This is a genomic window from Kumtagia sp. (assembly GCF_059502445.1).
The window spans coordinates 265,343-277,289 of the sequence record NZ_JCACER010000076.1; the positions used below are offsets into that span (position 1 = coordinate 265,343).

The following is an 11,947-nucleotide window of genomic DNA, read 5'->3' on the forward strand; positions in this document are numbered from 1 at the left end:
TCTGCCGCGGCAGGGCGCAACCTGCCGTCGAGCATCATTACGTGAAACGACAAGGCGGCAGGCTGGTTGGCCCGCGCGGCTGCGCTGTCGTGCCCGCGCTTCAGAATACGCGGGGCTTCGTCTCCATGCCGGGATAAGCGGGGAAGGAGAACACGAGACGCAACCAGTCCCATCCGATCGGGAAAGCCGCATCATTCGCGGCCCAAGCGCCTGTTGGCTGCGCATATGGCCCATTCGCCGGGCAATTGCAAGGTGCTGTCCGCGCTCAGGACATATGAGACGGGTGGGTGATCCGGTCTCGGCAGATTTTGAGATACTCGTTTGGAGTTAGTCCGTCGAGAGCGCCGTGGGGTCGGTGATGGTTGTAGAGATGCTGGAAGGCATCGACGTGCTCGGCGATGCTGTCGATGTTGGTCGGCAGGTCGACGGTTGCGTAGAACTCGTATCGCCATGCGCCGTTGCATCGTTCGACGGCGCCGTTGAGTTTTGGCGATCTCGGCGGCAGGACATAGAGGGGGATGGCTTTGGCGGCGCAGGCAGTCTCGAACTCGGCCATGAACTCGGAGCCGCCGTCGATCTGGATGGCCTTGACGGGCCAGGGCATCTCGGCGGTTACCTTGTCGAGGAAGTCGGCGGCGTTCTTGGCGGTGGCGCTGCGATAGGGCTTGGCGATGGTCCACTTGGCATGGACGTCATAGGCGTCGAAGTGCTTGACGGCGAGATTGGGGGCCAGCGACACCGTCAGCGTGTCGATCTGGACGATGTCGCCGGGTCTTTCGAAGACCACGTCCTTCGGCTTGCGGACGGCGTGGGGCCGGGCTTTGGCAGCGCATTTGCGGCCGATCTTACGGATCAGCTGCGGAACCGGCGTGACCCGGCCGCGCTCGACCAGGCTCTTGAGGATGCGGCCGACCGTGGCGTTGGAGACGACCTGGCCTGCCTTGCGCAACAGCGGACCGAGCTTGTCCTTGCCCCAGAACGGAAAATCGCATCTCAGCCGCTCGACCTCGGCGCGCAGTTCCCAGCTCCAGCCGTTGGCGCGCATCCGGTGCGGCCGCCGGCTCTTCGGCGCCGGTTGCGCCTCCCAGCGATACAGCGTCGAGCGCGGCACGCCCACCGCATGCGCCGCCTGATCGGCGCTCAGCCCATCCTTCATCGCGCGCCGCCATCGCGCCACCGCGTCGCGTCTTCTCGTCGCTTCGATAGTTGAGGTCTGCGCGCCGAGAAGACGCGACGCCCGGCCAGCATTGCGTATAACATGGCCGGGCAGGCCAAAAACCTGCATGGGGTTCTCCTGGGATTCGAGCTTCGCAACCCGAGTTACGGAGAACCCCTCACTCAATGCAAGAATCTCATATCTGTCTGAGCGCGGTCAGGTGCCATTGTGCATCGCAGCAATGCAGCAGGGGTGGCGGGGGGTAGAAGCGACGTGGATCGCATGCCCTCTTTGCGTCCATACCTGGCATCGGTTGCTGCGTCGGCTTGACAGGAAAAACGCTGTCGTCCTTTGTCACGCTGCAAATTCGGGGGGACAAGATGAGACCATTCGCCATAACTCTGTTGGTGGCGTCGGCCGCGCTGGGCGGCTGTTCGACGGTTCAGGACGATGTGAGGAACGACCGCGAGGCTGCCATCGCTCGCTGCGTCAGACAGGTCGATCTGTCTGGTCCGCGCTTCAAGGCGCATGCCATGACCTATATGGGCGTATCACGCGAGAGCCTGGCAACGACGATGTGCGATCGGCTGGCCGACGGCGTTGCCGAGGGCCGCATCGACCAGAGCGACATCAATCGCCTGATAAGAACCGGCCAACTGACGAGCAAATTCAATTTCCTCAGGGGATAGAATCCAAGCGTCATCCTCGCCACGCCCTGCTTTTGCAGTCTGGCCATTGAAGGAAAGTGCGGGAAGCGGGGCGCGGGGCCGAGCCTCTCTAAGTAAAATACGTGGCGCGGTGATCCGCGCCCCGCCGGCGTTCTTGCCCGTCCGCTAGCCCGCATTCGCGCGACCTTCGCGGCTGGGGCCCGGGTCTCCAGCTCACGCCAGCCGCGCTACCGTTTGCACGACCGACCCGGCGCCGACACTTCCTCCTGATACCCGGTGCGCACCAAGTTCCCGCAGGAAGCGGCTTTCACGGCGAAATATAGGTGAGGCGGAAAGGGAGGGGATAGAATCGCGTTTCCCGAACCTGCCGCTCGACGCGGGGAAACAGGCAAGTGACGGCGACGGTTCACTTTTCCCGCGCACAGCGCGAGACGATGCCGCCTCAGACTTCCCTCGCTTGCCCCACCGTCGGCAGCACCAGCTCGGTGCCGCTGCCTTCCATGCCGGAGACGAATTTGTCGGCGCTCTGGTCGAGCACTCCGAACGTGCCATAGTGGCAGGGCACCACGGCCTCGAACTGGAAGAAGCGCCGGCAGGCCAGAGCCGCAACGGCGCCGCCCATGGTGAAGCGATCGCCCACCGGCACCAGGCCGATCTGCGGCTGATGCAACTCGTTGATCAGCGCCATGTCGGAAAAGATGTCGGTGTCGCCCATGTGGTAGAGCGTCCTGTCGTCGGGGAAGTGCAGCACCAGCCCGTTGGGGTTGCCGAGATAGACCGCCTGGCCGTTCTCCTGCGTCAAGGCCGAGGAGTGCACGGCGTTGACGAAGGTCACGGTGAAGCCGCCGCAATCGACGGTACCGCCGTGATTGCCGGGATTGACGTTTTCGATGCCCTTGCCGGCGACGAAGTCCGATATTTCCGCATTGGCGACCAGCATCGCCCCCGTCTTCTTCAGAATCGCTATGGTGTCGCCGAAATGATCGTTGTGCCCGTGGGTGAGCAGCACATGGGTGATGCCTTCGGCCGGCTCTTCCCAGCCGCCGGGCCACGACGGATTGCCGGAGAGGAACGGATCGATCAGGATTTTCGCGTCGCCGGCTTCGGCGCGAAAGGCCGAATGGCCGTACCAGGTGAGTTTCATGGCGCACTCCTCGATTTCGGTTGCGGGCGAGGATAGAACGCGCGACGGCGAGGGCAAGCGCGGAGCGCCCGGAAGCGGACCGAAAAGGACAGCCAATGACCGTGGTTGCGATCGAATCGCTCGCCGATCATCTGAGCGGCGGCAGGACGCTTGCCGGGCTGGATCTCGGCGAGAAGACCATCGGCGTCGCCGTCTCCGACCGCGGCTTCTCCTTCGCCCATCCCCGCCCGGTGATCCTGCGGAAAAAATTCACCGCCGATGCCGAGGCGCTGCTCACGCGGCTGAAGGCCGAGGACGTCGGCGCGATCGTCATCGGCCTGCCGGTCAACATGGACGGCAGCGAGGGACCCCGCGCCCAGGCGACACGCGCCTTCGTGCGCAACATGGCGCGGCTGACCGCGCTTCCCTTCGCATTCTGGGACGAGCGGCTGTCGACGGTCGCGGCGGAGCGCACGCTGATCGAGATGGATTTTTCGCGAGCCAGGCGCAAGGAGAAGATCGATTCGGCGGCGGCCGCCTTCATCCTGCAAGGAGTGCTGGACCGGCTTCAGGTGCTGCGGGCCGGCTCCACGCCGGAATAGCGCTCGCGCCGCCGCTGTATCCAGGCGGCGATGGCGCGGCGGCGCCGGAACGCCAGGATGCCGAACAGGATCAGCGTATCGATGACGAAAGCCTTTGCCAGCAGCCAGGGGATCGCGGCCGGTTCGAGCCCGAGCAGTTCCCCGTAGAGCTCGAAGACGAGGTCGTGCAGCCCGCGCGACAGCATCACGTAGCCGAAATTCATGTCGTAGTAGGACAGCCCGAACCAGCCCCAGAAGACGGCGAGCGGCAGGGCCCAGAGGATAAGGATCCAACGCATCAGCGCTCAAAACTCCTCTGCCCGTCATGCGCGCCGGCGAAGCGCGACAGTTTTACCGTCTGCGAGGCGCCGATCGCCCTGGCGCGCGCCGCCAGGCGCAGTCGCTCGTCGACCAGAGCCTCGGCCCGTTGCACGGCGCTCTGCTGTTCGCTGCGGATCGCCACATAGGATGCGATCAGCGCGGCGAAATGCGCCGCCATCGCCGGAAACAGCCCGGCGGAGGACCTGAACGTGCCGACCACCAGCAGCAGGGTCATCAAGCCTGCCGCCGCGGCGAAGGCGACGCGCAAGACCTCCTCGCCGATCGTTCCGTCGTCATTGCCGGCAAACAGCGCCACCAGCGCCCACCAGAACAGCACCGCGCAGGTCGCGAATCCCATGGCCACGCTGGCGGCGACCACCGGAACGGAAACGACGAGGTAGTCGGCGCCCGGCAGGTCGATGCCGAAGAAGCGCAACCCGCCGCCATCGCTCCCGAGGACGCTGAGCGTCGCCAACAGCGAGAACACGACCGCCCAATGCACCACCAGAAAGAATGTCAGAATCCGCGCCATGTCGCCCCTGCTCCCTGGCTAAATTGGAGCGGCGGCCGTCGCCGTGCAACGTAAACCAATTGTTAAGGTTAACGACGGCCGGAAACCGTGCCGGTGCGCTGTGCCGGTCCATAGCCAATTGCCTGGGAATGCCGCAGCCGTCCCCCTTCCCGCGGAAGCAGGAAAGCACCGGCCGGCGGCGTGAAAGATGCTTCAGACCGCCGGATACAGCGTGTCGAGGATGAGGAGCGGGTCGTGGCGCGGCGCCAGCATGCCGTAGGTGGAGCGCCACTGGCCGGCAAGCCGCGTCTCGACGAAGGCGTCGGCAATGCGGCCGGCGCCGATGCGCCGCAGTTCCGCCGCCGCCGCCGACAAAGCGAGCTGCTCGGTCAGGACGCGCGCCGAGCCCTCGTCCGACGAGGCTATCTGCATGGCGGCGCGCAGCACGCCGGTCGTTCCGGCGCCGCCCGCGCCGAGGTCGCGCTCGATCCCCGCCAGCACCTCGTCGAACAGCGCCGAGCCGCGGCCGAGCACACGCAGCACGTCCAGCGCCATGACGTTGCCGGAACCTTCCCAGATGGCGTTGACCGGCGCCTCGCGATAGTAGCGGGCGAGCGGTCCTTCCTCGACATAGCCGTTGCCGCCGAGGCACTCCATCGCCTCCGCCAGCAGCGGCGGCGCCACCTTGCACACCCAGTACTTCACCACCGGCGTCATCACGCGGGCAAAGGCCGCCTCGCCGCGGTCCCTGGCCGCCTCGTCGAAGGAGCGCGCCAGCCGGAACGACAGCGCCGTGGCGCCGGCGACGTCGAGCGCCATGTCGGCAAGCACGCGCTGCATCAGCGGCTTGTCGATCAGGTTCGCCCCGAACACTTTTCGATGCCGTGCATGGTGGACGGCTTCTGCCAGTCCGGCGCGCATGATCGCGGCCGATGCGACGGCGCAGTCGAGCCGGGTCAGCGTCACCATGTCCATGATCGTCTTGACGCCGGCGCCGAGCTCGCCCACCGGCTCGCCGATGGCGCCCTCGAACTCGACCTCGGAGGACGCGTTGGAGCGGTTGCCGAGCTTGTCCTTGAGGCGCTGGAAGCGAAAGCCGTTGCCGCTGCCGTCACCGAGGATGCGCGGCACGAGGAAGCAGGACAGCCCCTCCCCGGCCTGCGCAAGCACGAGAAAGGCGTCCGACATTGGTGCCGACATGAACCATTTGTGACCGGTGAGGCGATAGAAGCCGTTGCCGGCCCGCTCGGCGCGGGTGGTGTTGGCGCGCACGTCGGTGCCGCCCTGCTTCTCGGTCATGCCCATGCCGAGCGTCAGCCCGGCCTTCTGCACCGGCGGCTTCTGCGTCTGGTCGTATTTGCGGCTGGTGACGCGCGGCGCCCATTCGCGGAACAGTTTCGGGTTGGCCATCAGCGCGGCGAGCGAGGCGCTGGTCATGGTGACGGGGCACAGATGCCCGGCCTCCAGCTCGGCGGTGAGATAGAAGCGCGCCGCCCGCACCTGGTGGCGGCGGCCGGTCTCCTGCTCCCCATTCTCCCATACAGAGGAATGCAGCCCGCCGGCGATGCTGCGGCGCAGCAGTGCATGATAGGCCGGATGGAAGTCGACGACGTCGAGCCGCCGGCCTTGGCGGTCGTGCGTTTTTAGCCGCGGCGTCTCGGTGTTGGCGAGCCGCGCTAGCTCCTGCGCCTCCTGGCTCATCACGAAACGGCCGTGCTGGTCGAGTTCCTTGCGCACCGGCTCGGAAAAGTCTTCCGCGAGCTGCACCAGCAGCGGGTCGCCCCGCCATGCATTCGTGCCCGTCAGCGGTGGCGGCTGGTTGGTAACCTCGTGCGTCACGCCGGATCTCTTGCTCGCGCCCTGCGCTATCGAATCCGTAGCGCCTGCGGCGCTTATAGCCGAAGCCGCGGAAGCCGCGCGACGAAAAATCCGAAGGGCCGATGCGCATCGCGATCGTGCCGGCGGCTTCGCCGGCCGGCCGGACTGCCGCAGGGACGTAGCACAGCGCGGTGCTTCGCCGCCGCGGACGAGCGCGGCCGCCCGTCTGCCCACCGGTGCGACGGGACCATTTCCTCACGAAAATGTTAGCCGGCTGGAATAGACCGCAGCCGTCGCCGTTTGCTCCCGCATCGCACAGACAAGCGCAACCAGCCTGGGCGTGCGTTCGGAGAGATGCCCAAAGATGTCAGACATCAGCACCTTGCCAGGCGCTGCCGCGTCAACACTTCAACTGCCCGGCGGTACCGCAAAAATCTCGCGGCCTGTCGGCAGGCTCGTGACCGGCACCCTGCTCGCAGGTCTGGCCGTCCTCGCCATATTCGCCGGCGGCGGCGACCTGACGCATCCGATGCGCGTGGCCCTGTCGGTTTTCGCCGCCACGCTGATCGCCTGGACGGTCATGGACCTGCCGGAGACGCCGGTGGCGCTGGCCGGCGCCCTGGCGCTGGTCTTTGCCGGCGCGGTGGAGCAACGCGCCCTTTTCGACGCGCTCGGCAGCGGCATCGTCGCCCTAATGCTGGCCGCTTTCGTCATCGGCGCGGTGCTGAAGGAAACCGGCCTCGCCAACCGCCTTGCCTTGCGCATGCTGGCGCCGTTCCGCACCGTCTCCGGCATCTTCTGGGGGATCACCGGCGCCATCTTCCTGACGGCATTCTTCATACCGTCGACGTCGGCGCGGGCAGCGATCCTGATGCCGGTCTTTCTCGCGCTTTCCCGGACGATCGCCAGGCCCCGGGTGACAAGGGCGCTTGCCCTGCTGTTTCCGTCGGTGATCCTGCTCTCGGCCGCCGCTTCCCTGACCGGCGCCGGCGCGCATCTGGTGGCGGCCGATGCGATCCGGCGCATCTCCGGTGAGACGCTGGGTTTCGCCGCTTGGGCAATGCTCGCCGCGCCGTTCGCGCTGCTGTGCAGCCTTGCCGCCTGCGGCCTGATCCTCGGCACGTTCCTTGGCGCCGACGACCGCAGGGCGCGTGTCGCCGCGCTCGACGCTGCAACGCAACCGCTGTCCAGCCGCGACCGGGTCGTCGCCGGCATCGTGCTTGCGGTCGTCGGGCTGTGGGCCACGGCCGGCCTGCATGGGATCGACCTGGCGCTGGTCGCGCTTGCCGGAGCGCTTGTCGCCGCGTCGAAATCCGTGTCGGGCGTCTCGTTCAAGGCCGCGCTCAAGGGCGTCGAATGGAACCTGCTGCTGTTTCTGGCCGCCACGCTCGTCATCGGCGAAGCGCTGCTCGACACCGGAGCCGCCAGGCTGATCGTCGACCGGCTGCTGCTTTCGTTTGCCGGCACCGGCACGACGCCGGCCTGGCTTGTCGTCACCCTTGCCGCGACCGCGTCGGCGTTGGCGCATGTCGTGATCAACTCGCGCACCGCCCGTGCGACCGTCCTGATCCCTGCCCTGGCCCTTCCGCTCGCCGGGTTCGGCATCGACCCGGCCTCGCTGATCCTGCTGGTCACGCTGGGCAGCGGCTTCTGTCAGACGCTGATGGTCTCGGCGAAACCGGTCACGCTGTTCGGCGGCATGGAACCGCCGGCCTTCACCTCGGGCGATCTGCTGCGCCTGTCGGCGATGCTTCTGCCGCTGTTCGTAGCGCTGCTCTGCCTGTTCGCCCTGCTCGTCTGGCCAAGTTTTGGGCTTTTTCCCACGCCGGCCGAATATCGGAACCTCTAGACCAGGCAGCTCGATGAGCTCCTAAAAAATTAGGCCAAGCTATTCTCATAAGATACTGAAATAATACGGAATAAACTCGAGTTCGCTCCGTTTCTCCTTGGTCCTTCCAATGCACGAGACAAGGAGTTTACCATGCCTTTCACCGTTCTCGTCGCGCCGTCCGGCTTCAAGGAAAGCCTGTCGGCCAATGAGGTGGCCGACTGCATCGGCGAAGGCGTTCTGCGTGCCGTGCCCCGCGCCAGGATATTGAAGGCGCCGCTGGTCGACGGCGGCGAGGGTTTTACCGAGGCGCTCGTCGCCGCCACCGACGGCGAGATGCACCGCTTGACCGTCACCGGCCCGGTCGGTGATCCCGTCCCCTCCTTCTTCGGTTTTCTCGGCGGCGCGCCGGTGCGCACCGCGGTCATCGAGATGGCCGCGGCCGCCGGCCTGCGGCTCGTGCCGCGCGACCGCCGCGATCCCTGCCGCACGACCAGCCGCGGCGTCGGCGAACTGATCAAGGCAGCGCTCGACGCCGGCGCCGAGCACATCCTGCTCGGCTGCGGCGACAGCGGTATCAACGACGGCGGCGCCGGCATGGCCGAGGCGCTGGGCGTGCGCTTCCTCGATCGCAGCGGCGAACCTCTCGCGGCAGGCGGCGGTGCCCTGGCGCAACTCGCCCGGATCGATCTCTCCGGCCGCGACCCGCGTCTCGATACGGTGCGGATCGACGCCGCGGTCAACTGGCACAACATGCTCACCGGCCCGCGCGGCGTCGCCCGGGTGTTCGGGCCGCAGAAGGGAGCGACGGCTGAGCAGGTCGAACTGCTCGATCGGGCCATGGAGACCTATGCCGGGCAAATCCTGGCCGCCGCCGGGGTCGACGTCGCCACGGCCGAAGGCGCCGGCGCCTCGGGCGGACTCGGCGCAGGCGTGCTCGGGTTGCTCTCCGGCCGGCTGCATCCGCGCTACGACATCGTCATGCGCTATCTCGATCTCGACCGGATGATCGCCAAGGCCGATCTCGTCATCACCGCCGAAGGCAGCCTCGACGGCCAGACCCCGTTCGGAAAAGTGCCGGCGGAGGTGGGGCGCCGCGCCAGGGCGGCGGGCCTGCCGGTGATCGCGCTCGCCGGCACCATCGGCAAGGGCGTGACGCTCAATTTCGAGCATGGCATCGACGCCTTCGCCTCGATCCTCAAGCGGCCGTGCAGCCTCGACGAAGCGATCGCGGCGACGTCCAAGCTGCTGGTGCGTGCCGCCGAGGACGCGGCGCGCATGATCCTGGTCGGCATGCGCCTGAAACGGACGGGCGTCGTCGCACACCGCGTCCGCGGCCGGCATGGGCGGGCCGGATCACGAGCCGCGGCGTGACCCGGACGGCGAGCGGGCTGCCTGCCCGGGGTGGACAGGGCAATAGCATATGGCAAACGACGGGGACTTTCGCCGGTTCGCACCCTCACCCCTAACCGCTCCCCACAAGGGGGAGGGGGACTTTGCGGCGGCCATGCCACGCGAAACCATTGACGATTGGCGCCTTGGGGAGGTGCCAGTCGGTTCCCCTCCCCCTTGTGCAGAGGGGTTAGGGGTGGGGTGAACTCATTGCCCTGCCCCGAGGTGGACAGGCTGCCGTCTCGCTGCGAACGCCAAGGCGCATGCCCCTAGCCGGGGCGCGCGCCGTCAGGCCGCCTGAACGGAGACGATCTTCCCGTCGGCGTCGACGACGCAGGTCGTCGGCTTGCCGCCGGCATTGAGGTCCACGTGATAGTTCCTGGCGTCCAGCTTGCGCGAGCCCACGGGCAGCACCTTGCTGCTTTCCACCCCGGTGGTCTTCGCCACCTCGTTGGCGCAAAGCAGTTGCAGATCCGCCGGCGCCGTCTCCACCGTCGTCCGCGACATCTGGTCGGGGGTCGGACCGCTGGTGCTGCAGGCGCCGATCGCCGCGAGGGCGAGGGCGACGAGCGCCCATCCGCCAGGGCGAGCCCATCCGCCGCCCGCCTGCCTTGCCGGTAAAGTCATGTCCCCTCCGTCGGCGCTCAGACGCCCTTGTACAGTGCAGCCCCCTGCATCAGCACGATCACCTTCGCACCGACCTCGATGCGGGAATGAAGGTCGACGATGTCGTCGTTGTTCATTCTTATGCAGCCGGACGAGACATCGAGGCCGATCGTCCATGGCTCGGGCGTGCCGTGAATGCGGTAGATCGTGTCCTGATCGCCTTCGTAGAGGTAGAGCGCCCGGGCGCCGAGCGGATTGTCGGGACCGCCCGGCTGGCCGCCCGCCCATTTGCGGGCGTTGGGGTCGCGGGCGACCATCTCGGCGGGCGGCGTCCAGGTCGGCCATTCGGCGGTCCGGCCGATGCGCACGATGCCGGCCCAGCCGAACCCTTCGCGGCCGACGCCGATGCCGTAGCGGATCGCCTTCTGGCCGGGCTGGACGAGGTAGAGAAAATGCTGGTTGCCGTCGATGATGATGGTGCCCGGCTTCTCGGCGGTGCGGAACTTGACCACCTGCGGACGAAAGGCCTCGGGCACCTGCTTGTGCTGCTTCCAGTGCCGGTAGGCCTTGGTGCGGTCGTAATTGACCCATTTCCGCGTCTTGGAATCGTAGACCTGGGTTCCCGCCGCGAGCGCGGTCGCCGTGGCGACGGCAAGCCCGGCGGCGAGCAGGATCGCGAACCTCGCGAACCGCCGGCGGCCTGGTTCAGTCCTGTTGCGGGCGAAAAACTTGGTCATGGCTTGGCCCACCCATCGACCCGCGCCTCGTTTTTGGCCACCCACTGCTCGGCGAATTTATAGGGATCCTGCCTTTCCACCTGCAGCGCATAGCTCATGTCGATCGCTTCCTCCGGCTTGAGATCCATGCGCTCGAGAAAACGCACGACATCCGGATGCTTTTCGCGCAGCGAGGTTGCATAGGCGACATGGTAGTGGGCGGCGTCCCAGCCGACGCTGGCCTCCGATTTCGACAGCCACTCGGCATCTTCCGACGGCAGCACCACCTTCCATTTCGCCGGATCGTAGGGAGGCTCGGAGAGGCGCGCGATGTCGTGCAGCTTGAACACGGCGTGCGGCGCGTAACAGGCGAAGACCACGGGACGGGCCGTCGCCTCGGCGGCATCCACGGCGGCCATGCCGACGTCCTCGGGCATTTCCAGCAGCGTCAGCGTCGCCGCATAGCCGTAGCTGTTGGCTCTGATCCGCTCGATCGTCGTGGACGACCAGGTCGACGCCCCGATCCACATTTCGCCCTGGCCGTCGCCGTCGGTGTCGAGCGCGGCGGTCTTCTTCTGGTCCTGCAAATCCGAGATGTCGCGAATCCCCGCCTCGTCGGCGGCGGCGCGATTCGCACAGATGCCTTGCCAGGCCGGCACGCCCGTCGGGCTGATGGCGACGGTGCCGGCATCGGTGACGTAGCGTTTGACGAGATTGTCGAGATTGGGCAACCACACTTCCGGATGGATGTCCACCTGCCCGGAATCCAGTCCGGTGAAGGCGATCAGCGTGCCCATCTCGACCACGTCCGCGTCGAGACCGAGCTCCTTTTTCAGTCCGACTTTGATGATGTTGGCCGTCGCCTGCCCGGACGACCAATTCGGCATGGCGATCACGAGATCGGCGGCACCGGCATATCCGTGGGACACAACGACCGCCGCCGCGGCCAATGCCCCCCTCAACCACGGCCACGCAAAAGTCATCAAGCGAGCCTCTCTTTCGAGCGTCCCCCGTCCCGCGCGACCAATGTTGCACGGTCGCCGGCCGTGCGCAATTGCCGCAGCCGCGCTAAAAGCGACAGCGTTCGACTTTTGGTTGCAGAAGGGTTTCCGCTCCGGGCAAACAGACGCCTCGCGTCGATCTTGCGGCAGCAGCTCCGACCTGCCGAAAATCCCGCCTCCGCTCGCAGGGTGCCTCCGAGGGTCTCCAGGCAGCGAGAGGTGTTGA

At 66.9% G+C, this 11,947-nt stretch carries 12 protein-coding genes; 4 read left to right on the forward strand and 8 right to left on the reverse strand.

The genetic code is table 11. The features are described 5' to 3' along the window. Window positions 1-265: 265 nt before the first annotated feature. Window positions 266-1,285, reverse strand: a complete 1,020-nt coding sequence (locus AC5JDC_RS21100) for an integrase core domain-containing protein (protein ID WP_495844278.1) — start codon at window positions 1,283-1,285, stop codon at window positions 266-268. 251 nt (window positions 1,286-1,536) lie between these two features. On the opposite strand from AC5JDC_RS21100, the gene AC5JDC_RS21105 reads away from it, so the two are divergent. Further along, on the forward strand, window positions 1,537-1,845 hold the full coding sequence (locus AC5JDC_RS21105; protein ID WP_495844309.1) for a hypothetical protein: 309 nt from the start codon (window positions 1,537-1,539) through the stop codon (window positions 1,843-1,845). Window positions 1,846-2,266: 421 nt separating this feature from the next. On the opposite strand, the gene AC5JDC_RS21110 is transcribed toward AC5JDC_RS21105, so the two are convergent. Beyond that, window positions 2,267-2,968 carry a metal-dependent hydrolase gene (locus AC5JDC_RS21110; protein ID WP_495844311.1) on the reverse strand — a complete coding sequence of 234 codons (702 nt, stop codon included), beginning with the start codon at window positions 2,966-2,968 and terminating at the stop codon, window positions 2,267-2,269. 95 nt (window positions 2,969-3,063) lie between these two features. On the opposite strand from AC5JDC_RS21110, the gene ruvX reads away from it, so the two are divergent. After that, a complete protein-coding gene (gene ruvX, locus AC5JDC_RS21115; protein ID WP_495844313.1) occupies window positions 3,064-3,549 on the forward strand; it encodes a Holliday junction resolvase RuvX in 486 nt (161 codons plus the stop codon). On the opposite strand, the gene AC5JDC_RS21120 is transcribed toward ruvX, so the two are convergent. The 3 genes from AC5JDC_RS21120 to AC5JDC_RS21130 all read right to left on the reverse strand — a co-directional run bounded on the left by AC5JDC_RS21120 (window position 3,516) and on the right by AC5JDC_RS21130 (window position 6,199). Then, complete coding sequence (locus tag AC5JDC_RS21120; protein ID WP_495844315.1) at window positions 3,516-3,827, reverse strand: DUF6105 family protein; 312 nt, start codon at window positions 3,825-3,827, stop codon at window positions 3,516-3,518. The two genes, ruvX and AC5JDC_RS21120, sit on opposite strands and share 34 nt — an antisense overlap. After that, window positions 3,827-4,381 carry a hypothetical protein gene (locus AC5JDC_RS21125; protein ID WP_106771938.1) on the reverse strand — a complete coding sequence of 185 codons (555 nt, stop codon included), beginning with the start codon at window positions 4,379-4,381 and terminating at the stop codon, window positions 3,827-3,829. Before AC5JDC_RS21125 ends, AC5JDC_RS21120 begins: the two co-directional genes overlap by 1 nt. A 192-nt stretch (window positions 4,382-4,573) precedes the next feature. Beyond that, complete coding sequence (locus AC5JDC_RS21130; RefSeq protein ID WP_106771939.1) at window positions 4,574-6,199, reverse strand: acyl-CoA dehydrogenase family protein; 1,626 nt, start codon at window positions 6,197-6,199, stop codon at window positions 4,574-4,576. 343 nt (window positions 6,200-6,542) lie between these two features. Here AC5JDC_RS21130 and AC5JDC_RS21135 point away from each other — a divergent pair, with 343 nt between their 5' ends. Beyond that, on the forward strand, window positions 6,543-8,027 hold the full coding sequence (locus AC5JDC_RS21135; RefSeq protein ID WP_495844318.1) for an SLC13 family permease: 1,485 nt from the start codon (window positions 6,543-6,545) through the stop codon (window positions 8,025-8,027). Window positions 8,028-8,159: 132 nt separating this feature from the next. Next, window positions 8,160-9,380 carry a glycerate kinase family protein gene (locus tag AC5JDC_RS21140; RefSeq protein WP_495844320.1) on the forward strand — a complete coding sequence of 407 codons (1,221 nt, stop codon included), beginning with the start codon at window positions 8,160-8,162 and terminating at the stop codon, window positions 9,378-9,380. A 306-nt stretch (window positions 9,381-9,686) separates the two neighbouring features. Here the strand turns inward: AC5JDC_RS21140 and AC5JDC_RS21145 are convergent, their stop codons facing one another. The 3 genes from AC5JDC_RS21145 to AC5JDC_RS21155 are packed head-to-tail and all read right to left on the reverse strand — an operon-like array spanning window position 9,687 to window position 11,703. Next, a complete protein-coding gene (locus tag AC5JDC_RS21145; RefSeq protein ID WP_495844322.1) occupies window positions 9,687-10,025 on the reverse strand; it encodes a hypothetical protein in 339 nt (112 codons plus the stop codon). Between the two features lie 17 nt (window positions 10,026-10,042). Next, on the reverse strand, window positions 10,043-10,741 hold the full coding sequence (locus tag AC5JDC_RS21150) for a L,D-transpeptidase (RefSeq protein WP_495844324.1): 699 nt from the start codon (window positions 10,739-10,741) through the stop codon (window positions 10,043-10,045). Continuing rightward, window positions 10,738-11,703 carry an ABC transporter substrate-binding protein gene (locus tag AC5JDC_RS21155; RefSeq protein WP_106771944.1) on the reverse strand — a complete coding sequence of 322 codons (966 nt, stop codon included), beginning with the start codon at window positions 11,701-11,703 and terminating at the stop codon, window positions 10,738-10,740. The genes AC5JDC_RS21150 and AC5JDC_RS21155 overlap by 4 nt, the downstream gene beginning before the upstream one ends. Window positions 11,704-11,947 lie beyond the last annotated feature (244 nt).